The organism is Hyphomicrobium sp. (genome assembly GCF_035548195.1).
In the GTDB taxonomy this organism is placed as follows: Bacteria; Pseudomonadota; Alphaproteobacteria; order Rhizobiales; family Hyphomicrobiaceae; genus Hyphomicrobium_B.
Map to the genome: position 1 here is coordinate 76,330 of NZ_DASZTY010000013.1, position 22,761 is coordinate 99,090.

Consider the following 22,761-nt stretch of genomic DNA (forward strand, 5'->3'; position numbering starts at 1 on the left):
ATGGACGACAAGTTAGACCTTCATCAAGCCTTTGAAGCGGATGAACACGAGCTTCGGTTAAGGCAGTCGAAGGTTGCCTGTATCCTCGGCATCGTCCTAATTCCGGCCGGCGTGACGCTCGATTACATTACTTACCCTGGTCAGCTTATCTCGCTAACCGGAATAAGGTTCGTTGCGGCCGGCTTGATTGCCGTCATCTATGCCTTGCATTTCTGGGACAAGACCGCCGTCTACGTCCGCTATCTCACAATGGCCGGACTGCTGATAGCCGTGACCTCAATCGCCTCGATGGTCGCCATCACCGATGGCGCGATGTCGACCTATTACAACGGCCTATTCCTGATTCTTTTCGCTGTGGGCGTACTGGCGCCGATGCAGCCATTCGAAGCCACGCTTCTTTGCATCTCGACACTGGTCATCTACATCATCGGCTGCTCGCTTGTCCCGAACGCGGATCTCGCACGCAACACGCTGCTGAATAACCTCTACTTCCTCGTTCTGACGTGCATCATCTCGGTGACGGCGGTCCACTTCAATTACCGGCGCCGCTTCAACGAATTCCGGCTGAAATTCAAACTGGCGGCACAGCACCAAGAGCTTTCGGCGCTCGACCGGTTAAAGTCGCAATTCTTCGCCAACGTCAGCCACGAGCTAAGAACGCCGCTGACGCTCATTCTCGCTCCCGTCGAAAAACTCAAATCGGAAGTCGCGGCTTTGGCGGGGCCGGCGCAAGAGCTGCTCGACGTCATCGAAAATAACGCTCTGAGGCTTCTCCGGCTCGTCAACGATATTCTGAGCTTGATACGTCTTGAAGAAGGACGAGCCACGCTCGCCAAAAAGTCGATAGATATGGCGCACTTCCTGAGCCATACGACGGCCTCCATGAAGCATCTCGCGGCGATGAAGGAGGTCATCCTCGACCTCGAAGAACCGCGTGGCGATCTGCATATCGACGCCGACCCGGACGCCCTCGAAAAAATCGTCGGCAACGTGATCGCAAACGCCATAAAGTTCACGCCGCCCGAAGGCCGCATCGATGTCTCGGCGGCATTGGAAGATGAAATGGTTGTGGTGCGAATTTCCGATACGGGTATCGGTATTCCGCCAGAGCAGTTGCCCCATATTTTCGACCGCTTCTATCAGGTCGATGGCTCGGCCACGCGGCGGCACCAAGGCTTGGGTCTCGGCCTCGCTTTGGTTCAGGAATTGATCACGCGCCACGGAGGTGACGTAACCGCTTCCAGTGATTCCGGCCGCGGTACGACATTCGTTTTACGTTTTCCTCACGCTCAACGCGATACTCAGCAAAGCATGGGCAATTCCGAGCCGACACCCGATCGCTTGGCGAACGATCCCTTGCGCACGTTCGATCGCAAGGCCTCGGCGCGCGCGATCGCTGAATTCGACGCGCCTCCACGGCCCGTTTCCGAAACTTTATCCGGCAAAGATACGCGCGGGCTGCCCCTGTTGCTGGTTGTCGACGACGAGCCGGACATGCGGCGCTACCTCGTGACGATGCTCAGGGAAAGTTATCGCGTCATCGAGGCCGGAGACGGCATTGCCGCACTCGAAAAGGCAAGGTCGGCCCTTCCCGATCTCATTCTGCTCGACGTTATGCTCCCCGGTGTCAGCGGGCTTGAGGTCTGCCGCACGTTGAAGGAGCGTTCCGAAACGCGCCCGATCAAGATCATCGTTCTGACCGCGCGAGCGGATGAAGAAGCGAAGATCGTAGCGCTCAAGAACGGCGCCGACGATTTTCTTATCAAGCCCTTCAGCGGTCTTGAGGTTCGTTCGCGCATCGCCAATCTCATCCGCGCCGCTCAACTCGAACGCGATCTTCAGCTTACCAACGTCGAGTTGAAGCACAGCCTGCAGCAGCTTCGCGAAACCGAGGCTGCCCTCGTGCAGAACGCGAGATTGAGCGCGCTCGGTACGATGGCTGCTGGGTTACTGCACGAAATCGGCAATCCGCTGAACTTCATGGGTACGGCGCTGCAGCTTGCCGCTCGTGATCCGACGATCCAAGGCGATCCAGACACCGCCGACACAATGAAAGATATTCAGGCAGGTTACGACCGCATTCATCGGGTCGTCACGGATCTGCGCGGGTTTACCGCGCCCCAAAAACCAGAACATCCGCGTCCCTTCCCCATCGACGCAGCTATCGATCACGCGCTTCGTTTTACGGCACACGTTCAGAAAGGGATAAGTATAAAGCGCGATATTGCTGTCGCCGGAACGGTGTTCGGATCGCAATCGACGATCACGCAGGTGCTCGTCAACCTCATCGCCAACGCCGTGGCAGCCGTCAGAACTATCGAAGAACAGCGCCAGCCGGAGATCAGGTTGAGCTCGTGGGTCGAAGGCGACCAGCTTTTTGTCTCAGTTCGGGACAATGGAACGGGGATCGATCCCGCAATCCAGTCACAGATATTCGATCCTTTCTTCTCGACAAAGGAAGTCGGCGAAGGAATGGGCCTTGGGCTGGCGGTCAGCCACCGCATTATTGCCAATCACGGTGGTTCACTGAGTGTTAAGAGTTCCCTTGGAGAGTGGACTGAGTTCCGTTTCAATCTGCCGCTTGCGTCAGAGAAAGAAGACCAGTTCCCTCATGGACTCGTTTCGTCCTGATCAGCCAGTCGAGATCTTGATCGTCGACGACGAGCCGCAAGCCGTCAAATATTTCAAAAAAGCATTCGGCACCAAATACGACGTCCTGACCGCGACGAGCGCGGACGAAGCGGAGGCTTTGGTGCTCTCCGGCAATCATAACATCGGTCTCGTCATCACCGATCAGCGCATGCCGGGCCGAAGCGGCGTCAGCCTGCTCAACAGGATTCGCAATGAGCGCCCCGATATCATCCGCATGCTGACGACGGCTTACGCCGATCTCGACAGCGCGATAGAGGCCGTGAATAAAGGCGAAATCCTCCGCTACATTTCGAAACCGTGGGATTTGCGCGTCCTTGAGGCCGAGATCGATCAGGCGATCACGTTCTATCTGCTCAAGAGCGAATATGACATGCTATTGCGCGACAAGCTCAGCGCATTGCATCGCAATCTCCTCCGCGACCGCATGAATGGCCTCGCGATCATGGCGGGAACGCTGCCCTACAACAACGCTCCGCGGACGATGTATAATTATCTGAAGGATACACTCGCGGAAACGGCATGGCGTCCGGCCATTCAGAAGCAGTGGTCGCAATTCCGCGCCCAGGACCACTGGCGCATTCCGGTTGAGGAAACTCAGCGCGCCATCAACCTTGCCGAAGATCTTATGGAACGGGTCCTCGTCGCCAGCAACGATACCGGCACCGAGGCAGACCTCGTCGCAATTGCGAATGCTTGCGCCCGCGTGATCAACGACGAATATGGCGGCCAAGATACGCGCGTCACCAGCGATCAGTCAAAAATTGCTGTGATGGCGAGCCCCGACGCGATTCAGTCCATAATGCAGATGGTTATGGAACCGATGCGGCGGTGGGCAGCGCCCGGCAGCACACTTCAAGTCGATCTCGCCCAAGGACCGAATGGGGAAGCGCGTATCCGTTTCGAAACGCGGAATTGCGAGCCGTCGAAAGCAGTCCAGGATTCCGTGTTATTTGCACCTGCCATGCAGGCAACGTCCAAAAGCGCGAGTGATTTTTTGAAAGCCCTTCTGGCAATCGGTCATATGGGGGGAGAAGTCACTTCCCCGCCAATGGAAAACGGCTACAAGCAGATTCAGGTCAGCTTGCCAATGCAGCAGACCGTGCGCTCGACAGAAGACGCCATTCCGGCGTTTCCAAGAGAATGGGTTCAGGATTTAAGCCAGGACTACGAAAAGTGGGTCCTGGGCACGCTTGATATTGCCGCTTGAGCGCTCCCGCGTCCATCTTCTCTGTGACCAATCCCGCGCTCTGCCGCAGGGAATTTTGAACCAGGCAAACGCCGTTGGACTGAGCGCCGCGCTCACAACTGAACGCGTGCCATAAGGTCCGTCGACCTCTGGCTCCACTTGTAGATACCGAATCTGAGTATTACGTCCGACTGGGAGGGTTGAGTCCACGGATTCAGCCCGCCTGATCGGTTGACGAGGCTGCTCCTGGCGTAGCCGGGCAAGTCGCAACCTGAGTGCGCCGTGAAGTTTCCCGAATCCCCTGTCAGCAAGGGGCTGTTGTGTTGCGGACCATGCGCATAAGGCGCACCGTGACTTGGGGAAGCATTCGTCAACAACGAGGGAACCCGCGCCGGCAGCCCGAGCTTTGCAGGTAAGGCGCGGCGGCAGTTGCTATTGTGCAGGGGAGAAGGGATTCAATGACAGCTCACGTTCTGCTCAAGGATGAATTCCTGCTCAGCGGAATTCTGGAGAGACAGCGCGCCGCATTCCTGCGCGAGGGCGCGCCGGGCCTCGCAGAACGTACGGCTGACCTTACCAAGCTCAAACGGGCCGTGCTTGCGCAGAAACGAGCAATCGAGGAAGCGATAAACGCCGACTTCGGTCATCGGTCCGCCTACGAAACACGCATCATGGAATTGGCACCCGTCGTTCAGACGATCAATTATCTGCGGCGCAATTTGAAAAAATGGATGCGCCCAGAGCGCCGCCGCATCGCAATCCATTTTGTGCCGGCACGTTCTTACGTCGTCCATCAACCGCTCGGAGTGGTCGGCATCATCTCGCCTTGGAATTATCCGCTGTCACTCGCGCTGATGCCGCTTGCGACCGCGCTCGCTGCCGGCAATCGTGTCATGCTCAAGCCTTCGGAATTGGCTCCCGCGACGACCGCTTTCCTGAAACGGCTGCTTGCAGATTTGTATTCGGAAGAGAAGGTCTCCGTTGTCACGGGCGGCGCTGAGATCGGTGCAATGTTCGCCAGCCTCCCCTTCGATCACCTCGCGTTCACGGGCAGTACGAGCGTCGGCCGGTCCATCATGAAAAAGGCAGCCGATAACCTGGTGCCGGTCACTCTCGAACTCGGCGGCAAGTCTCCGGGCATTATCGGTCCGGGTGCCGATCTCGATGCGGCGAGTATGAGTATCGCCTACGGCAAGCTCGCGAATGCCGGACAGACATGTATCGCGCCTGACTACGTTCTCGTGCAACGCGACCAGGCAGATGCTTTCCTCTCGGGCTACAAGGATGCCGTCGCCAAATTATACCCAGACGGCGCGCGCAACGAAAACTACACTTCCATCATAAACGCGCGGCATATGACCCGTCTGCGGGACCTTGTCGAGGATGCGAAAAAGAAAGGCGCGCACGCCGTTGAGATGTTTCCCGGCGGATTAGCACGTATAGGTGCTCAAAAACTTGCTCCCATTGCGCTGACCGACGTTTCGGACGACATGGCCGTGATGCAGGAAGAAATCTTCGGTCCCATCCTGCCCATTGTCACATACACCGATATCGACGACGCAATCGCCGTCGTTAACGATCGCGGGCGGCCTTTGGCTCTCTACTATTTCGGCAGTGCTGGAGAAGCCCGCCGCAAAGTTCTGGAGCGAACGACATCGGGCAACGTTACGATCAACGATACCTTGATGCATTACGTGCAAGCCGACCTTCCGTTCGGCGGCGTCGGTGCGAGCGGCATGGGCGCCTACCACGGTATCGAGGGCTTCAAGTCGTTCAGCCATGCGAAAGGCATCTTCGAACAGGCTCGCTGGAACCTAGGGGGTCTGCTGCGTCCGCCGTTCAATCGCATCACCGATATTTCGATCCGCTATCTGTTCTGGTGAGGGCCGAGCATCACGGCCCCATGCAGCTATTTTCGTAATCGGTCGCTTCTTTCGACTTCGCTTGGTGCTTCGCCGGGCGGCCGCGGCCCAGTGCGCCATCAGAGCGCGCCCGTAGATAAACGTAGATGTCGTCGAGATAGCACATGACGTTCTTGTTGGTGCCGAATGCGGGCATCACCAGCGTCTGAGCTGTGTTTACGTCCTGTTTGCCTCCCGAGACGATTGCCGCGAACTGGGAGTAATCGAGCGATTTCAAAGCCTGCGTAAGATCGGGACCGAAGCTCGATCCAGCTCCATCAGGCCCATGGCAAACATCGCACGTCCCATTGAAACGGCGGAATCCCGAAAACGTATACCAATCGACAGTCCCGTCCGGCGCGATCTTGTAGGTCGGGTCGCCTTTCGCATCGAAATACTTACCACCCTCTTCCTTCACGGCCTTGGAGGACGCGGGCGGCGTCGCGGCACTGGCTACATCAGCTGCACCCAAAAGGGACGCGCCAATCAGCAATGCACGGCATGCGGAGCCCCAACCAAGGTTAAAAGAGTTCATCGATATCTCCTTGACGTAAGCAGCCTTGCCGCGCGCCGAACGCCGACGTTATGAACTGCGAGGGATGGAATGATGACAGCCATGAAGGACCGGCCTGCGGCTCTGAGGGCACATTGATCGTTAGAGAAGCCGACACCGGAGCTGGATCGGCGATGACATATGCCTGACGCAGAGTAGGCATCTTTGTTCCGATATTGGCTATTTACTTTCCTGTAATGTAAGCAAAAACAATCGTTTCAATCGTGCTCGATCCAGAGAGCGCGACAACGTGAGCAGAGGGAACGAATACGCGTGCAACAGACAGTCGTCAGGGTGATATGTGCAATTGGCCAATCCGGGCAGCTTGGCCTTAACGGTGTGCTTCCTTGGGAAGGAAACACAGACCCAGAGTATGTCGCCGACGTCGCTCGCTTCTTCGATATCACCAGAGGACATGTCCTGCTCGCAGGGCCGAGGACGATCGCAAGCGTCCCGAAGTTCGCATTCGCCGATAGGACGATTGCCGTTCTACGTTCCGACATGGACCCGGAGCAGACGCTGAAGCATTATGCCGGGCGCGTGGTTTTCATCGGTGGCGGCCCGCCCGTTTGGGACGTCTATGCGCGCTTCGTAAGCCACTGGGATGTCACGCGCCTGCCCTACGATGGGCCTGCTGATCGCTGGTTCAATCCCTCTTGGTTGACCTGCGGCAAACATCAGCGGCGCTAGCTGCGCACCCGCTGCCAGTTGCTTTTAAAAAATTAAAGGCGGCGCAATACGCCGCCCCTCCAAGAAAATCGGACGCCCGCGCCGATCGTCGTCAGTGACGCGGCTCGGTGAATGTGAATTCAAAGTCGTCGTTGATGTTTTGCGTCGCCTGCCGCCAATCGGCGCCGCGCGTGTTGTTCGGCGCAGCTTCGATTTCAGCCTGCTCATAGTTCTGCGTCTGCTGATCAATTGCAGCGACGGTCGCGCGTGCCGCATTCCGCGCCGGAAGCGCGAGCAATCTTGTGGCGAGCGTCTGCAGTTCTCCGACGATCGCTTCCCGTCGCATCTCATGCTGGATCGTCACATTGCGCACTTCGCGCAGAAGCTGCTCGTCGACACGACGGATCGCATCGCCGAGCGCACGGATCAGCTCCGTTTCGCCTTGGGACTCTTCCGTCAGGCGAACCAGCATTTCGTCGACGTTCTGATGTATTCGTGTCATGTATATCTTCGCTCCTAGAGACCGAGACTTAAACTTGTGATTCTAGTGGCGAAAAAATGATCGCTATCGCAGCCGGCATGCGCAATGGCGAAGTTCGGCTACCCCACGAAAAATCGGCGATAGTGCTCAGCGTAGAGAAGATGGATCGCCGAACGCGATTAGGCTCACATCGCGCTTAAAGCTCAAGCTCCGAGCGACACAAGCTTTTCCGCGATAGGGGGCGGTTCCATTCCGCGATGCAGCCATGGTGGATCTTCATCGGAACTGCTCAGGTGCTGGATAATCTGGCAGCTCTCCGACTTCAGCTTGCGGCGGACCCTCTACTGGATCGTTGGAACGCTGCCTTTCGCACTCTCCTTGATAAGCCGGTCGATCTGCGTGCGAATGTGCGCCGCCTCGGCTGGGGTATTGGCGCGTGCAATGGCGTGATCGAACGCAATTCGCGCATCCTCGGCTCGTCCCACCTGCATGAGGAATGCCCCCTTCACACCATGAAAATAAAAGTACCCCGATAATTGCTGTTCCAGAGGCTCGATCATTCGAAGTGCCTGCGCCGGCCCTCGTACCTTCGCGACAGCGACAGCCCGATTAAGCGTCACGATGGGCGATGGCTGCATCAATTCCAAAGTTCCATAGAGAAGATCGATTTGCGCCCAATCCGTATCCTGGGCGCGGGGAGCCTGCGCGTGAAGGGCGGCAATCGCCGCTTGCAGCTGGTAAGGACCCGGTCTGCCGTGACGCACCGCTTTGTCTATCAACGCCAATCCTTCGGCTATCAATCTCGCGTCCCATAGCGTGCGGTCCTGATCTTCGAGAACGACGATGGCACCGTCTGCATCCAGCCGGGCCTTTTGCCGGGCATGTTGCAGCAAGAAAAGTGCCGTCAGCCCCATCATTTCCGGTTCGGCCGGAAAGAGACGCAAGAGCAGCCGGGCCAAGCGGATCGCTTCATCGCAGAGCTGCGCTCGTGCATGCGCGTTTCCAGCGCTTGCCGAGTACCCTTCATTGAAGATCAGGTAAATGACCGTTGCAACGGCTGCGAGCCGTTCGGCGCGTGCGATCGCACCCGGCGTTTCAAACGGGATTTGCGAATGCCCGACTTTTCGTTTTGCACGCGTGATACGTTGCTCCATCGCCGCCTCACTGACGAGAAAAGCCCGTGCGATCTCCTTGACCGTCAGTCCCGAGACGATGCGCAGCGCCAACGCAATCTGCTGGTTCGACGGCAAAATCGGATCGCAGCAGACGAACAGCAAGCGGAGGATGTCGTCGCGATAATGCGAAGCATCGAGTTGCTCGGCCATTTGTCCTTCCGCGTCATCGGTATCGGAGATGACGTCCTCGCTTGGCAGGACATCCTCTTTCCGCTTGCGGCGCAAAGCATCGACAGCGACGTTGCGCCCCACAAAGATCAGCCACGACGCCGGATCGCGCGGCGGTCCGTTCGCCGGCCACGCCTTGAGGGCGCGGACACATGCTTCCTGAAATGCTTCTTCCGCGGTATCGAGGTTGCGAAAATTCCTGAGCAGCGCCGCGACAGCCTGCGGTCGCGCTGCCGTCAGAATCTTTTCGATCGCGGGCGCATCAATCACGCGACGCCGGCCTTTGCGGCCGTCCCATCTTGGAAAAAAGCAACGGGGCGTATCTCATACGCACCGCCCGGATTGACGCGGGCAAGTTCGCGCGTGAACGCGAGCGCCTCGTCAAGCGACGCGAAATCGACGACATAAAATCCGAGCAATTGCTCTTTCGTTTCAGCGAATGGTCCGTCGACCACCAAAGGTGGATCGCTGTCCTTCCGAAGCGTCGTTGCGGCCGTTGTCGGCATCAAGCGCGCCACGGGCCCCAGCTTTCCTGCCTTCGCGTAAGGCTCCTGCACGGTCATCAGCTTGGCCATCACCGCGTCGTCTTCCTCTTTACTCCAAGAGCAGACGACGTCTTCGGAATGGTAACAAAGTATGGCGTACTGCATGTCGGCTCCTAGCTTGCTATTCGGCCACAAATGACCGGCTTAGGACGATCGAGCAAGCTGAAGACCGACATGGGTCGGCAGAAATATAATGCGAATTCGTAAAATTTATCGCCCGAAATCAAGCCCGGCGCTCCCCGCGCCGGGCTTTTTGGCAGATCCCTTTATAGGATTTTGAACGTCCGTTCTGGCAGGTCTCCCGAATTCCGGACCGGTTGACCGGAATGCTCGACGACCGCTTCGAGCCGCTCGCCCTGTTTAGGAGCGGGCTTCAGCGACACGCTTACGTCGCGGTGATCGCCAGCCTTCAGTGAAACTTTGCCGAGCGGCGAACTCGACATCTTCCCCGATGCGTTGACAGAGTAGATGCCAAGAGAACCGTCCTTAGGTAAATACGCGTACGTGATCGAGACGGCATCGTTTTTAAGTTTCTGATTTCTTGCGATGATCGACGCTGGGGTGCTTGCGGCCGCCAAGGCGGCGCCGCTTGCAAGGAGCGTGGCGAGAAGAATCCCGCTTAAGACGGCGACGGGACGTTCGAGGGGAGACGCGACTATGTTTCTCATGGTGATGGTCCTCGACTTTGCGGTTTGCGCAGCTGGACTCCAGCTGCCTGACATCCCGCGAACCAGGAAGCGGCTTGGCTCAAAGACGCTTCATCGATCGCTTCCCAACTCCCTTTTCTAATGTGGCTGCCTCAGTGAAAACGACAAGATCGGGGAGTCTTCACTCACCAAAACGTAAGATTTCAAACATCGCGCTTGGCGCCGTTTCCGATCATGGACGGAAATAATCACAGCGAAGTGATAGCGGACGCGGGCTACTCGACGATGATGCGCATCGGCAAATCCGATCGATCGCGCTTGATTAGCAAATCTGCGAGCGTTAAGTGGCACGTCCGCCAGCGTCGAACAGTCATTGCGCGCGACAGCATCATCAGGTTAATGACGTCGATCCCTCCCCGACATGACGAAAGACCTCTAACCATCTATGTCGAAATCGTACCTGCCGCCTCCAGTCATCGACCACGCCGCGCCGCTTTTCTCGAATTACGAGGTAATTTTCTGCGACGTGTGGGGCGTCGTTCACAACGGCATTACGGCCTTCCAGACAGCTTGTGATGCGCTCGAACGCTTCCGGGCCGGTGGCGGCACCGTCATCCTGGTTTCAAACGCGCCGGTTCCGAAGCGGCGCGTTGCGGACATGCTGGAGAGCCGCAAAGTCCCGCCTTCGGCATGGGATGATATCGTTTCGTCCGGCGACATTGCGCTCGCGCACATACAGGAACGCGGCTTCTCTCGCCTCCACTGTATCGGCCCGCAGGATCGTGACCAGGCGTTCTTCGGCACGCTCAAAGCGCGATCGGTCGCCGTGGCGGAGGCCGAAGCCATCGTTTGCACCGGGCTCAATGACGATAGGCGTGAAACGCCAGACGACTATCGCGGTCTGCTTTCTGACGCGCTGGCGCATAAACTCCCATTCGTTTGCGCCAATCCGGATTTCGTCGTCGATGTCGGCGGAACGCTGCTCTACTGCGCGGGGGCGATCGCCGACGTCTACGCCCATATGGGCGGTGCGGTTTTCTGGGCCGGCAAGCCCCATCTCAACGCCTACGAAACAGCCCATCACAAGGCCGAGGCCCTGCGCGACCGCAACGTGCCGCGCGAGAGAATCCTCGTGATCGGCGATTCTCTCCGCACCGATATGAAAGGCGCGGAGAATTTCGGCTGCGATGCCTTGTTCATCGCATCGGGGATTCACCGTCACGAGACGATGGACGACATCAGCCTTTCGCCGAAACGGCTTGAAGAGCTTTTCGTCGCTGGATCGCCGCCGGCCCTCGGCGCCATGGCCGAACTCATGTGGTAGCTACGAAACCGCTCAGGGCGTCGCTGCGGGCGGCGGCGCCTCGCGTTTCGGACGCTTCGGGATTGGCCCATCCGAAAAGCTGTTGAATACGATATCCGGCGACGTCGTATTGTGATGCGACGGTGTTAGCCGGCCGATCCAGATATCGGTCGCGCGCGCGTGGTCAAACTTCATGATGTTGTCCTCGCGCCAGCCCTTGGCACCCTGCTCCCGCACCGCGATGCGCGCCGCATCGTTGTTGAATTCCGTGACGTACATCGAACGAAGCATCGCGAACGGCGCGCCCGAGATGCCCTCATCGAACGAAACATCGAGCGCGATCCGGTTCGTATCGACGTTTGCGATCCTGAGCGTCGCGGTGCCGCCTTTCACGAACTTGAGCGTAAACGTCCGCGTCTTGGGATCGATGCTGACTTCGTCGATACTGACGTATGGCCGCTCAGCGTATTCCACAGGCCCGATGAGAAACGACGATCCGTACGCGGTGATGCGCATATTGTCCGGCGTCATCGGCCGTGGGCGCCAATAGCCGTCTTGCGGATAAAGCACGAGGACTTCCTCCGCATCGTCCGATCCATGTATCCAGAATTGCAGCATGTGAATGCCGCTATCGACGCGATTACCGATGCGGACCTTAGCCGTTGCTGGACGCCAGAACGTCGGAAATGTGTAGCCAATGACCCAGACGGAGGGATCCTCATAAAGCGTCACTTTTTTCGGTTCGCCGGGCGGTTTGTAGTTCGGGTCGCCCGACATGTCGCAAGCGGTCCAGTCGGCTTCGAGATTGTTCCGCATCGCCGACGAGAGATAGACCGGGTGCGCGGCTTCTATACGAAAGGAGCGGACATCTTTGTTGGCGAACGAAACCGCCACATTGTCCTTTTCGGCGCAAAGCACCGGTTCGCTCTCGTTCTTCACATCTACGGCAAGCCCGTCGAGCGATGCGGCGTTCGTCTCTACGGCGAAGGACGCCGAAAGAAGAAGCGCGAGAGCGAGAGCACGAAAGCAGTGCGGCATTGAAGAACTCCGGTAGTGATGATTTCCGTTTTGCGACACAAGAGCGGCGTGGTCGTAACCCGAATTCGCGGCAGACGGCAGGCTGAAGAGAGGGTGCAGAGGCCCGCTGGCCGAGCCTCAATGTCGGATCCTCGCCGAGTTCGATGTTGTAGAGGTAGTCGCCCAATAACGACAACCTCTTGAAGCTGGCGACGGCAATATCACGCATGATCGGCGTAAATTTGAACAAAGGTTCCGTGCGCGAATAGCCCAAGCCGTTAAGCACGGCGTTTTCCGAGCCGTTGACGTCAGGCCTAGTGGATGCCCACGTCGCAGCGCACGACCCAGGACGGTATCGCAAAGACAGGCGCTCGCGGCGATTGCCTCGACGCCCGCCGGTGTCGTAAAGGCTTGAGCCTGCCGCGGAGCCGCAGACCGCCTCTGGCAAGACTTCACATTCGCAATCAGCCGGCACGTCGGATTGAGTTTCTCGCAATGAACGACCAGCGCAGCACACTCGATCATAACCCTCGACAGACGCGGCGAAGCCAGGGCCAGATTGTCGTCGCCCGGGGGCTTTGGCACGCCCGGCCAGGACACGCCGAATTCCGAACCGAGCGCTTGCCTCCGCTCGCACCCGGCGAAGCGCGCGTCGCGACCGAATACTCCGCCATCAGCCGCGGCACCGAGCGTCTCGTAGCGCTCGGCCAGGTGCCGAAAGAGGAATGGCAGAGAATGCGCGCGCCGCACCAGTCCGGGACGTTTTCTTTTCCGGTCAAATACGGTTATTCAGCGGCCGGTGTGGTCACGGCCGGACGGGAAAAATGGATCGGGCGCCGTGTCTTCGCTTTGCATCCACATCAAGATTATTTTCAGGTGTCCGAGTCCGACTTGATCGAGCTTCCCGATACCGTTCCGACCCGGCGCGCTGTTCTGGCTGCAAATATGGAAACGGCGCTCAATGCCCATTGGGATGCCGGCACAGGCCCGAGCGATCGCATACTTGTTGTCGGTGCAGGCGTCCTAGGATTGCTTGTTGCGTATCTGGCGCGCCGGATCGCAGGAACCGATGTCACGATCGTCGATATCGACCCCAGTCGCGCGGAGCTTGCGGCGGCGCTCGATGTGAATTTTTCCGGGCCGGACGACATCGGCGATGATTACCACATTGCCTTCCACGCAACCGCCACGAGCGAAGGTTTGCAGACTGCCATCGATGCCTGCGCTTTCGAAGGACGAGTGGTCGAATTGAGCTGGTACGGTACGACCCCGGTTACGGTTAAGCTCGGCGGCGCCTTCCATAGCCGCCGCCTCCAAATCGTATCATCCCAGGTCGGCCACGTCGCGCCGAGTCGTCGCAGCCACATCGGACACCGCGATCGTTTGGAACGTGCCATCGGGCTTCTCGACGATCCGGCGCTCGACACCCTTGTCGCTCGATCCATTCCGTTCGATGAATTGCCCGAGGCATTGTCCAGCATCTGGTCATCCGCCGCCTTGCCGCCCGTGGTCTGTTATCGATCCGAGTAGAATGAGCCCCATCGCATGTTTTCCGTCGAAGTCCGCGACCGCATCATGATTGCGCACTCCCTCCCCGATCCGTTTTTCGGACCGGCGCAAAAGCTTCACGGCGCGACATATCTGGTGGACGTGACATTCTTCCGCGAACAGCTCACCACCCAGAACGTCGTCGTCGATATCGGTGCCGCTCTCGACGTGCTCGGCAAGACGCTGAAACCGCTCGCTTACCAAAACCTCGATGCTTTACCCCAATTTGGCAGTCAGCTCACGACAACCGAATTTCTTTGCAAGTATATCTTCGATCGCATCGCCGAAGCGGCCCGTACCGGTGCGCTCGGCGCGGATGGAAAAACCCTATCGCGCATCCGCGTCACGCTTTCGGAGACGGATCTCGCGCGCGCGAGCTACGAGGGAGCGATCGGTGGCTGAGGCTGTCTTCGCCATTCCAGGAGATTTGAAGAGCGCAACCGGAGGCTATGCCTACGACCGGCGCGTGATCGAATCGCTCCCCGATTTCGGCGTGTCCGTCTCGGTATTGCCGCTGCCAGATGCATTTCCTAATCCGACCCCGGCCGATCTTGCTGAAACGCATCATCTTATCGAGAGCAAACCGCGCGATGCCGTACTCCTTGCCGACGGACTGGCGTTCGGCGCATTCAATGAGGATTTGCTGAACGCTCTCCAAGGCCGCGTCATCGCTCTCGTACATCATCCGCTGTTCCTTGAAACGGGATTGCCACACGCGCGCAAGGTCGAACTGAAGGCAACCGAAGAGCGCGCTCTTTGCCGCGCCAACCACATCGTCGTCACGAGCCGCGTCACCAAACGTATTCTCGTGGACAATATGGGCATCTCGACGGAAAAGATCACGGTGGCGGAGCCTGGCACCGATCCTGCCCAACGGGCGACCGGAACGGGCGCGCCGTTGCAGATATTGTCCGTGGGCACCGTTCTTCCGCGCAAGGGCTACCATTTGCTCGTCGAGGCGCTTGCACCTCTCAAACATCTCGATTGGCGCCTGACGATCGCCGGCGCTCTCGATCGCCATGCCGAAGCCGTCGCGACCCTGCGAGAGGCCGTTCGCGCAAATGGCTTGGATGATCGCGTCACTCTCGCCGGCAAGGTCGTTCCGGCCACGCTCGAACGCTACTATGAGAGTGCCGACCTGTTTGTCTCCGCTTCGCTATTCGAAGGTTACGGCATGGTGCTCGCGGAAGCGATGGCCCGCGGGCTGCCGATGGTCATCGCGGCGGGTGGCGCTGCTGCCGAAACCGCAGGCGACGCGGCGGCCCTGCACGTTGAAGCCGGAAATGTCCTCGCTTTGACAACCGCACTGGAGCGCGCATTAACGGACAAGAAGCTGCGTGACCGGCTTGCCGACGCTGCGTGGGAAGCGGGCCGCACGCTGCCGACGTGGCATGAAACGGCTCGGCGCATCGCTGCCGTTATTCTGGGTCTACGCTCGTGAGCGAATTTTCCTCCGAGTGGCTCGACCTCCGCGAGCAAGCCGATGCGCGCGCCCGTTCTGCGGACATCACGAATGCTGTCTCGGCGCATTTCGCTCTTCGCGATGAGGTGCACGTTCTCGATCTTGCGTCGGGAACCGGCGCCAACCTCCGCGCAACCGCATCTTTGCTGCCACGGCGGCAAGCTTGGACTCTCGTCGATCACGATGCCGCCTTGCTCGCGACAGCAAAAAAACGCTTGGCAAGCTGGGCCGACACGTTCGAAACCGAAGGCGAAGCCCTGCAGATGAGAAAAGACGGCTGCGAAATTGCCGTTACCTTCACCGTGGCGGATCTCGCCATTGAAACAGCAGCTCTTCTCGATAAGCCCTGGCATCTCGTCACGGCCTCGGCATTCTTCGATCTTGCTTCCGAAACCTATATCCGCTCGCTCGCGAAGATCCTTGCCGCGCGCCGCACCCCCTTGTACGCCGCACTCACCTACAACGGCTTGCGCCGCTGGATACCGCATCGACCGGCCGACAATCAGATGGCAGCCGCATTTCATCGCCATCAGATGCGCGATAAAGGCTTTGGCAATGCGGCGGGTCCGCTGGCTGCATCGGTCCTGGGTGATCAGTTTCGTTTGCATGGCTATACCGTGCTCGAAGGCGATAGCTCCTGGCGTCTCGAACGTGGCGAACGCATGCTAATCGAGGAACTCGTGCGCACCCATGCAGTCGCCGTCTCCGAGATCGGCGGTGTCGAAGACAAGACAATCCTTGATTGGGTCAAAGTTCCGCGAACCGGTACGCTCGTCGGCCATACCGACACCTTCGCGGTACCGGGCTTGGAGCAGAGTTCGTTCGATTAGAATTCCTTTTCAATCAAACTGCGGGCGCCCATGTCTCAGAAGCCGATGAGCCTCATTCAGATCTATCGGCGCGCACTCGGCTTGCTCGCTTCGGAAAAATATCTCGCGATCGGACTTGCTGCGGCGGGCGTCTTTATTGCGGCAGTACAGCTGGCGGAACCGATTTTATTCGGACGTGTCGTCGACGCCTTGAGCAAAGGACAGAATGCGTTCGGCTACATCGGGCTGTGGGCGCTGCTCGGATTGTTTGCCGTTGTCGCAGGCGTCGTCGTCAGCATCAATTCCGACCGGCTTGCGCACCGCCAGAAGCTGAAACACCTTGCGAGCATCTTCGAGAAGACAATAGCGCTGCCGCAAAGCTCTCATGCCGCACGCGGTTCCGGCGCTACGATCCGAACGATCCTTTCTGGCACGACAGCATTGTTCTGGCTATGGCTCGGCGCCATGCGCGAACAATTGACGGCCTTGTTCGGCATCCTCCTATTGATCCCAACCGCGATCGGTATGGACCCGCGCATGGCCGCAATTCTTCTCGCGCTGGCCGCCACGTACACCTTGATGAATGTGTTCGTGATGCGCCGCACCGCCTACGGACAGGCCGCAGTCGAAAAGCACGAAACAGCACTGTCGAGCCGCGTGGTGGATGTGATCGGAAACGTCACCGTCGTACAGAGCTATGCGCGGCTGCAAGCCGAGGCCGACGCCCTGCGCGGCTTGTCGCGCGATCTCCTGGCTGCGCAGTATCCGGTCGTCACGTGGTGGGGCATCCTGACTGTGATGCAACGTTCGGCGGCGACGTTGACGATGGTCGTGATCTTTATCGCGGGCGCGATCCTTGTCGGACGCGGCGAGCTGACTGTCGGCGAGATCGTAAGCTTTGTTGCATTTGCGACGCTGCTCATCAGCCGCCTCGATCAGTTATCGGCATTCATGGTCAAGGTCCATCAGCAGGCCCCTGCCCTGACTGCGCTGTTCGAATTGATGGACGAAGGCAGCGGCTCTCAGGACAAACCGGGCGCGACGCCACTACAAAACGTTTCAGGCGCAGTTGCATTCGACAACGTCACATTCCGCTATGCCGGCAGTGCGCAGGGCATCACCGGCGTCAACTTCACCGCAAAGGCCGGAGAAACCGTCGCAATCGTCGGGCCGACGGGGTCTGGCAAATCGACAACGATTGCGCTGCTCCAGCGGTTTCAGACGCCGTCGTCGGGACGCATCACGATCGACGGCCAGAACATCGCGGACGTCACGTTATTATCGTTGCGGCGGGCGATTTCGGTCGTATTTCAGGATGCGGGACTGTTCAACCGCACGATCAGAGAAAACATTCGCATCGGCAAGCCTGACGCCACCGAGGCCGAGGTCCAACGCGCCAGCAGGCTTGCAGAAGCGCACGACTTCATCATGCGCAAGCCGGGCGGATATGACTTCATGATCGGTGAGCGCGGCCTGGCGTTGTCCGGCGGCGAACGACAGCGCATCGCCATCGCCCGCGCCATTCTGAAGGACGCGCCCATTCTCATCCTCGATGAAGCGACGAGCGCGCTCGACTCCGAGACGGAGGCGAAAATCAAGCGTGCTCTCGATACGCTGCGATCCGGACGCACGACCTTTGTCATCGCACACCGGCTGTCGACAGTCGCCGACGCCGATCAGATCCTCGTTCTCGATCACGGCCGCATTGTCGAGCGCGGCCAATTCTTGGAGCTTGCCGAAGGAACCGGCCTCTTTGCTCGCCTTGTCGCGGAAGGCGGCTTCACCGTGCCGAAGACGACAGAAAAGCCGCCGCCTGAAGCCAATGGCAAGTCTAACTGACCGCGTGCTTACCGATACAAATCGGCCCGCGTTGGCGGCAACGGAGGCGGGCGTTTCGCAGATTTGGAGGCCAGCGTCTGATAAAGCCGCAGCGAGCCGCGCGAAAAGCCGAGGCTGACGCCTGCGAGATACGCAACCCAGATGCGATACTTCTCCTCGCCGACATAGCCGATGGCCTCAACTTTGCGCGCAGTCAGCCGCTCGCACCACAGCTGGCACGTCCGCGCATAATGCATCCGCCACGCTTCGACGTCGTGAACTTCAAAACCTGCGCGCTCCATCGCGGTGATCGTATGGCCGATATCGTCCAGTTCTCCGCCAGGGAAAATATACTTCGCGATGGCTTTCTTCTCCGGGCGCGTCAGCCATTTCTTACCGTTCTTCGGTGCGCGATGCGAAATCGCGTGATTGAGGAACAAGCCATCCTCACTCAATAGCGAACGTACCTTCTGCATATAGGCGGGAATGTTTTTGAGTCCGATATGCTCGTACATGCCGATCGAAGCGATCTTGTCGTAGGTGCCGGATATTGTCGAATAATCGGCCAGCTCAAAGGTCACACGATCGGCGAATCCAAGCCGTTTTGCTTTCTCGCGTGCAAAGGCGAGCTGTTCTTCCGATAGCGTGATGCCGTGGGCCGTCACGCCGTACACTTGCGCCGCATGGCAGAGTAAGCCGCCCCATCCGGCGCCGATATCCAGCATACGGTCACCGGGCTTCAATCTGAGCTTCCGGCAAATCATGTCGAGCTTGTCGCGCTGCGCCTGCTCGATGCCGTTCGACCAATCCGTGTAATACGCGCACGAATAAACCATCTCGGGATCGAGAAAGAGCGCGTAGAAATCGTTGGAAAGATCGTAGTGAAACTGAATGTAGTCTTTATTGTCGGCGGTCTTGCGATGCTCGCCCGCAATGTCGCCTTGAAACCCGAAGGCGTCGCGTGCCTTTTGCTTTTTCGCGAATAGGAAGGGCAGAAGCTTCGCACATGTGCGCGCGATATCCTTCGCTTTAAGCTTCGGCGCCTGTGGGCTCTTTTGCAGGCTGCGACCTAAATCGATTAGCGTTCCGCCCGAGAAGTCGATCCCCTTGTCGATATACTGCCGAATGACCGTATCGAGCGTCGGCCGCCTCAGCATTGCGCCGATGACGCCCGGATCGCTGATCGAAATTTCGAAATTCGACGTCGGCGCCTTACCGAGCGGCAGGCGGGTTCCGTCCCAGAGACGGGCCCACGCGTCGAGATCGAAACGCTCGGCGACATCCCGGACAAGCCCCCGTGCCGCCTCAAGTTGCCTGTCCTGCTCCGCGCCCATCCGCTTGCCCTCGTCTCGATTTATTGCGAGGTGCATAACGCATTCTATTGCGCCCGTCTCGTGCGGGGTCGCGGTGTCACGCCGCAGCGCGCGCTTCGATGGACGTCGGCGCTTCCATGATGGCTGCGACGCCCATGCCGCCCGCCGTGCAGACCGAGATCAGCCCGCGCCCGCCTTTGATCGAGAGGAGCTTAGCCAGATTGGCGACAATGCGCGCGCCAGTGGCCGCGAACGGATGCCCGAAAGCCAGAGACGAGCCCTTGACGTTGAGCTTGCTCCGATCGATCGAACCGAGCGGCGCGTCCTTGCCAAGCTTTGCCTTGCAATAGTCCACGTCTTCCCACGCTTTCAGCGTGCACAGCACCTGAGCCGCGAATGCCTCGTGAATCTCGTAGAAATCGAAGTCTTGCAGCGTCAGACCGGCGCGGTCGAGCATCTTCGAAACCGCAATTGTCGGCGCCATCAGCAGACCGTCGCCGCCGACGAAATTGTTTCCGATGTGCTGCCCGTACGTCAGATACGCGAGCACCGGCAGATTGTGTGCCTTTGCCCAATCTTCCGAAGCCAACAACACCGTTGATGCACCGTCGGTCAGTGGCGTCGAATTTCCGGCCGTCAACGTTCCGCGCTCGGATTTCTCGAACGCAGGCTTCAAAGAGGCGAGTTTTTCGAGCGTGATGTCGGGGCGGAGATTGTTGTCGCGATAAACGCCGGCGCACGGAACGATCAGATCGTCCATATAGCCTTCATCATACGCGGCCGCGCCCTTCTTGTGGCTTTCATAGGCGAGCTGGTCTTGGTCCGTGCGCGGGATGTGCCATTCCTGCGCCATCAATTCACAATGCTGACCCATCGATAGACCAGTGCGCGGCTCTGCGACGGTCGGCGGCTGCGGCGCAAGCTCCATCGGTGAAAGCCCCTTGAAGGCTTTCAACTTGTCGAGCGGCGCTTTGCTCTGCCCAACCTGCACGAGGCGTTTGGAAAATTTCTTCGAGAAAACGATCGGCGCATCCGACGTCGTATCCGAACCGATGGAAATGGCGCTCTCGATCTCGCCGGTTGCGATTTTTCCCGCCGACATCAGCGCCGATTGCAGCGAGGTGCCGCACGCCTGGATGAGCGTCACGCCAGGTGTCGAGGGTGCGAGCTTCGAAGAGAGCACCGCTTCACGTGCCAGGTTGAAATCCTTCGAGTGGGTCACGACCGCGCCGCCGACCACCTCGTCGATATGCTGGCCTTTGAGACCGAAACGATCGACCAACCCATTCAGCGACGCCGCCATCATGTCGAGGTTCGAGAGATCGGCGTAAAATGTGTTGGATCGGCAAAACGGGATGCGCACGCCGCCAACCACCGCCACGCGCCGAAGTTCTCGTGTCATCTACCAGTCCTCTTATTCATTGTCCGCGTTTGTGTATGGCGCTGCACTAACAGAAGTCCGCTCCCCTAAGGGGGGAGCGATGAGACATTCCCTATTCCGCTGCCGCACGCGTCGCGGATGCGGGTATGGTTTCCGGATGCGTTTTCTTATAATGCAACGGACCGCCACGGAACGGCGCGAACCCGGTGCCGAAAATCATGCCCGCATCGACGAGATCGGCGCTTTCGACGACGCCTTCATCGAGCGTCTTCTGCGCTTCGACAATCATCGGCTCGACGAGTTCGCGGCCCAGCCGTTCAAGCTCGGCCTTCGAGAACTTTGCGTCGGATTTGACCGGCTTGCCGTCCTTCCAAACGTAAAAACCCTCGCCCGTCTTCTTTCCCAGCCGTCCTGATGCGACAAGCCTATCGAGGCGCGAGCCTTCGCTCGAATGACCGAGTATTTTGGCGACGTGAGCACAGATATCAAGCCCGACGTTATCGGCAAGCTCGATCGGTCCCATCGGCATCCCGAACGTGCGCACGGCCTCGTCGATCTTCTCTTTGTCCTCGCCTTCTTCGAGACGCTTCATCGCCGCGAACATGTAGGGCGTCAGCACCTTGTTGACGAGGAATCCCGGCACGTCCTTTGTGATCAGTGGAAACTTGTCGATCGACGTGACGAACACAGCTCCTTTCTTCACGTCATCGTCGTGCGTTTGAGCCCCGCGTACGACCTCGACCAACGGCATCTGCGGCACCGGCGAGAAGAAGTGCAGGCCGATCAAGCGGCCCGGATCCTTCATTGGCGCCGAAATATCTTCGAGCTTTAGAGACGACGTATTCGTCGCCAAAACGGCGCCCGGCTTTATCTTTGCTTCGAGGTCGGCGAACAGCTTCTGCTTGATGTCGAGACGTTCGACGATCGCCTCGATCACGACGTCTGCGCGCGCAACGCCCTTTCCGGTGGGATCGGCAATGAGACGCGCCTTCGCGGCATCGCGCGTCGCTTTCGTTTTGAACTTCCGCGCGAAGAGCTTGCCTTGCGCCTTGATGCCTTTTTCAAGCTGCTCGGGGGAAATATCCTGCAGCGTCACCTCCATGCCGGACGCGACGCACACGCCCGCGATATCGGCACCCATCGTACCCGCGCCAATGACGTGCACGCGGCTCGGGCGCCATTTGAAACCCTTCGGCGCCTGGCCTTTTAACAACTCCGTCAAACGGAATACGCGCCTTAGATTGCGTGCAGTCTCCGACATCATCAGCGGCGCGAAAGCTTTCGTCTCGGCTTTCTTCATCGCATCGAGGTCGCCGCCATCTTTTTCGAAAAGATCGATCAAGCGGAACGGTGCCGGATAATGATCTTCGCGAACCTTCTTCGCCGTCTCCTGACGCATTTTGGCTGCGAGCAATCCGCGTGCGGGCCACTTCGTCAGCAGCATCTTTGCGATGCCCGCCGACTTCGAACGGCGGTTTTGCAGCACGGCTTTCCGGGCCGCCCAGTGGAGTTCGCCAGGGCTTCCGACGAGTTGGTCGATGAAGCCTTGCGCTTTCGCAACCGTCGCGCGGATCATACCGCCCGTCAGCATGGCCTGCATCGCGGCCATCGGCCCGACTTGCTTGATCGACCGCGCCGTGCCGTTGAAGCCGGGGAAAATACCGAGCTTGACCTCCGGGAAGCCGATGCGCGTTGACTCATCGCGCGTCGCGATCCGGTAATGGCAGGCTAGGATCAATTCCAGTCCGCCTCCGACGCAAACGCCGTGAATTGCCGCTACGACAGGGACCGGCAGTTTTTCGATGCGGTCCAGCAAGCCGTTGACCGGCTTCAGCGCGGCAATAACGTCCTGTTCGCTTTGAAATGTCTCGAATTCGCGAATGTCGGCACCGACGATAAAGCCGCGCTCCTTACCCGACATGATGACGAGGCCCCGGATGGTCTTCGCACGCGCCTCTGCCTCAACGCGCTCGATGATTGCGTCGAGTTCTTCGATGGGCCTGCGGCCGAGCGCGTTCGCACTTTCCCCCTCGCGGTCGAAAGTCGCCCAGGCTATGCCTTCGCCGTCGATCGAAAAGCGCCAGTCCTTCAATTTGGGGACACTCGCTTGCGCCGTCGCCTCACTCATCGCTC

19 protein-coding genes are annotated in these 22,761 nt (G+C 58.9%); 10 read left to right on the forward strand and 9 right to left on the reverse strand.

Translation table 11 applies throughout. The annotated features are described in order from the left end of the window. The 3 genes from VHB22_RS03430 (at position 1) to VHB22_RS03440 (ending at position 5,721) form a co-directional block, all read left to right on the forward strand. Positions 1 to 2,631 (forward strand): ATP-binding protein, encoded by a 2,631-nt coding sequence (locus tag VHB22_RS03430; protein WP_325455552.1) that lies wholly within the window; start codon positions 1 to 3, stop codon positions 2,629 to 2,631. Beyond that, positions 2,612 to 3,859: a response regulator gene (locus VHB22_RS03435; protein WP_325455553.1), complete on the forward strand. Its 1,248-nt coding sequence runs from the start codon at positions 2,612 to 2,614 to the stop codon at positions 3,857 to 3,859. The genes VHB22_RS03430 and VHB22_RS03435 overlap by 20 nt, the downstream gene beginning before the upstream one ends. Positions 3,860 to 4,296: 437 nt before the next feature. Further along, entirely contained in the window at positions 4,297 to 5,721 is a 1,425-nt protein-coding gene (locus VHB22_RS03440; protein ID WP_325455554.1) for a coniferyl aldehyde dehydrogenase, read from the forward strand. Between the two features lie 10 nt (positions 5,722 to 5,731). Here VHB22_RS03440 and VHB22_RS03445 read toward each other — a convergent pair whose 3' ends face one another. Further along, positions 5,732 to 6,274 carry a c-type cytochrome, methanol metabolism-related gene (locus tag VHB22_RS03445; RefSeq protein ID WP_325455555.1) on the reverse strand — a complete coding sequence of 181 codons (543 nt, stop codon included), beginning with the start codon at positions 6,272 to 6,274 and terminating at the stop codon, positions 5,732 to 5,734. Between the two features lie 291 nt (positions 6,275 to 6,565). On the opposite strand from VHB22_RS03445, the gene VHB22_RS03450 reads away from it, so the two are divergent. Then, positions 6,566 to 6,982 (forward strand): dihydrofolate reductase, encoded by a 417-nt coding sequence (locus tag VHB22_RS03450; RefSeq protein ID WP_325455556.1) that lies wholly within the window; start codon positions 6,566 to 6,568, stop codon positions 6,980 to 6,982. Between the two features lie 91 nt (positions 6,983 to 7,073). Here the strand turns inward: VHB22_RS03450 and VHB22_RS03455 are convergent, their stop codons facing one another. The 4 genes from VHB22_RS03455 to VHB22_RS03470 all read right to left on the reverse strand — a co-directional run bounded on the left by VHB22_RS03455 (position 7,074) and on the right by VHB22_RS03470 (position 9,998). Continuing rightward, positions 7,074 to 7,463, reverse strand: coding sequence for a hypothetical protein (locus VHB22_RS03455; RefSeq protein ID WP_325455557.1), 390 nt, complete (start codon positions 7,461 to 7,463; stop codon positions 7,074 to 7,076). Positions 7,464 to 7,783: 320 nt separating this feature from the next. Beyond that, entirely contained in the window at positions 7,784 to 9,055 is a 1,272-nt protein-coding gene (locus tag VHB22_RS03460) for an RNA polymerase sigma factor (protein WP_325455558.1), read from the reverse strand. After that, complete coding sequence (locus VHB22_RS03465; protein WP_325455559.1) at positions 9,052 to 9,435, reverse strand: YciI family protein; 384 nt, start codon at positions 9,433 to 9,435, stop codon at positions 9,052 to 9,054. The genes VHB22_RS03460 and VHB22_RS03465 overlap by 4 nt, the downstream gene beginning before the upstream one ends. Before the next feature lie 161 nt (positions 9,436 to 9,596). Further along, positions 9,597 to 9,998, reverse strand: a complete 402-nt coding sequence (locus VHB22_RS03470; protein WP_325455560.1) for a DUF7282 domain-containing protein — start codon at positions 9,996 to 9,998, stop codon at positions 9,597 to 9,599. Positions 9,999 to 10,422: 424 nt separating this feature from the next. Between VHB22_RS03470 and VHB22_RS03475 the strand changes: the two genes are divergently transcribed. Further along, on the forward strand, positions 10,423 to 11,301 hold the full coding sequence (locus tag VHB22_RS03475; RefSeq protein WP_325455561.1) for a TIGR01459 family HAD-type hydrolase: 879 nt from the start codon (positions 10,423 to 10,425) through the stop codon (positions 11,299 to 11,301). 12 nt (positions 11,302 to 11,313) lie between these two features. On the opposite strand, the gene VHB22_RS03480 is transcribed toward VHB22_RS03475, so the two are convergent. Continuing rightward, positions 11,314 to 12,318, reverse strand: a complete 1,005-nt coding sequence (locus VHB22_RS03480) for a hypothetical protein (protein ID WP_325455562.1) — start codon at positions 12,316 to 12,318, stop codon at positions 11,314 to 11,316. A gap of 474 nt (positions 12,319 to 12,792) precedes the next feature. On the opposite strand from VHB22_RS03480, the gene VHB22_RS03485 reads away from it, so the two are divergent. From VHB22_RS03485 to VHB22_RS03505, 5 genes are read left to right on the forward strand one after another with little or no spacing between them, the layout of a single operon-like run. After that, on the forward strand, positions 12,793 to 13,827 hold the full coding sequence (locus VHB22_RS03485) for a zinc-binding alcohol dehydrogenase (protein WP_325455563.1): 1,035 nt from the start codon (positions 12,793 to 12,795) through the stop codon (positions 13,825 to 13,827). 15 nt (positions 13,828 to 13,842) lie between these two features. Further along, positions 13,843 to 14,247, forward strand: coding sequence for a 6-carboxytetrahydropterin synthase (locus VHB22_RS03490; RefSeq protein ID WP_325455564.1), 405 nt, complete (start codon positions 13,843 to 13,845; stop codon positions 14,245 to 14,247). Continuing rightward, positions 14,240 to 15,286: a glycosyltransferase family 4 protein gene (locus VHB22_RS03495; RefSeq protein WP_325455565.1), complete on the forward strand. Its 1,047-nt coding sequence runs from the start codon at positions 14,240 to 14,242 to the stop codon at positions 15,284 to 15,286. The genes VHB22_RS03490 and VHB22_RS03495 overlap by 8 nt, the downstream gene beginning before the upstream one ends. Further along, the gene (locus VHB22_RS03500; protein WP_325455566.1) at positions 15,283 to 16,137 is read left to right on the forward strand and encodes a class I SAM-dependent methyltransferase; all 855 of its coding nucleotides are present in this window, start codon (positions 15,283 to 15,285) and stop codon (positions 16,135 to 16,137) included. Before VHB22_RS03495 ends, VHB22_RS03500 begins: the two co-directional genes overlap by 4 nt. A 30-nt stretch (positions 16,138 to 16,167) precedes the next feature. After that, complete coding sequence (locus tag VHB22_RS03505) at positions 16,168 to 17,955, forward strand: glucan ABC transporter ATP-binding protein/ permease (RefSeq protein ID WP_325455567.1); 1,788 nt, start codon at positions 16,168 to 16,170, stop codon at positions 17,953 to 17,955. An 8-nt stretch (positions 17,956 to 17,963) separates the two neighbouring features. Here VHB22_RS03505 and VHB22_RS03510 read toward each other — a convergent pair whose 3' ends face one another. The 3 genes from VHB22_RS03510 to VHB22_RS03520 form a co-directional block, all read right to left on the reverse strand. Beyond that, positions 17,964 to 19,304: a cyclopropane-fatty-acyl-phospholipid synthase family protein gene (locus tag VHB22_RS03510; protein ID WP_325455568.1), complete on the reverse strand. Its 1,341-nt coding sequence runs from the start codon at positions 19,302 to 19,304 to the stop codon at positions 17,964 to 17,966. Between the two features lie 40 nt (positions 19,305 to 19,344). Beyond that, entirely contained in the window at positions 19,345 to 20,649 is a 1,305-nt protein-coding gene (locus VHB22_RS03515) for an acetyl-CoA C-acetyltransferase (protein WP_325455569.1), read from the reverse strand. A 91-nt stretch (positions 20,650 to 20,740) separates the two neighbouring features. Then, positions 20,741 to 22,756 carry a 3-hydroxyacyl-CoA dehydrogenase NAD-binding domain-containing protein gene (locus VHB22_RS03520; RefSeq protein WP_325455570.1) on the reverse strand — a complete coding sequence of 672 codons (2,016 nt, stop codon included), beginning with the start codon at positions 22,754 to 22,756 and terminating at the stop codon, positions 20,741 to 20,743. Positions 22,757 to 22,761 lie beyond the last annotated feature (5 nt).

Bases quoted from the DNA above. Each gene is read 5' to 3' on its own strand.
- VHB22_RS03505 (WP_325455567.1), top strand. From the start codon at position 16,168: ATGTCTCAGAAGCCGATGAGCCTCATTCAGATCTATCGGCGCGCACTC.
- VHB22_RS03430 (WP_325455552.1), top strand. From the start codon at position 1: ATGGACGACAAGTTAGACCTTCATCAAGCCTTTGAAGCGGATGAACAC.
- VHB22_RS03465 (WP_325455559.1), bottom strand. From the start codon at position 9,435: ATGCAGTACGCCATACTTTGTTACCATTCCGAAGACGTCGTCTGCTCT.
- VHB22_RS03485 (WP_325455563.1), top strand. From the start codon at position 12,793: ATGAACGACCAGCGCAGCACACTCGATCATAACCCTCGACAGACGCGG.
- VHB22_RS03470 (WP_325455560.1), bottom strand. From the start codon at position 9,998: ATGAGAAACATAGTCGCGTCTCCCCTCGAACGTCCCGTCGCCGTCTTA.
- VHB22_RS03480 (WP_325455562.1), bottom strand. From the start codon at position 12,318: ATGCCGCACTGCTTTCGTGCTCTCGCTCTCGCGCTTCTTCTTTCGGCG.
- VHB22_RS03445 (WP_325455555.1), bottom strand. From the start codon at position 6,274: ATGAACTCTTTTAACCTTGGTTGGGGCTCCGCATGCCGTGCATTGCTG.
- VHB22_RS03435 (WP_325455553.1), top strand. From the start codon at position 2,612: ATGGACTCGTTTCGTCCTGATCAGCCAGTCGAGATCTTGATCGTCGAC.
- VHB22_RS03490 (WP_325455564.1), top strand. From the start codon at position 13,843: ATGTTTTCCGTCGAAGTCCGCGACCGCATCATGATTGCGCACTCCCTC.
- VHB22_RS03515 (WP_325455569.1), bottom strand. From the start codon at position 20,649: ATGACACGAGAACTTCGGCGCGTGGCGGTGGTTGGCGGCGTGCGCATC.
- VHB22_RS03455 (WP_325455557.1), bottom strand. From the start codon at position 7,463: ATGACACGAATACATCAGAACGTCGACGAAATGCTGGTTCGCCTGACG.
- VHB22_RS03510 (WP_325455568.1), bottom strand. From the start codon at position 19,304: ATGCACCTCGCAATAAATCGAGACGAGGGCAAGCGGATGGGCGCGGAG.
- VHB22_RS03520 (WP_325455570.1), bottom strand. From the start codon at position 22,756: ATGAGTGAGGCGACGGCGCAAGCGAGTGTCCCCAAATTGAAGGACTGG.
- VHB22_RS03440 (WP_325455554.1), top strand. From the start codon at position 4,297: ATGACAGCTCACGTTCTGCTCAAGGATGAATTCCTGCTCAGCGGAATT.
- VHB22_RS03475 (WP_325455561.1), top strand. From the start codon at position 10,423: ATGTCGAAATCGTACCTGCCGCCTCCAGTCATCGACCACGCCGCGCCG.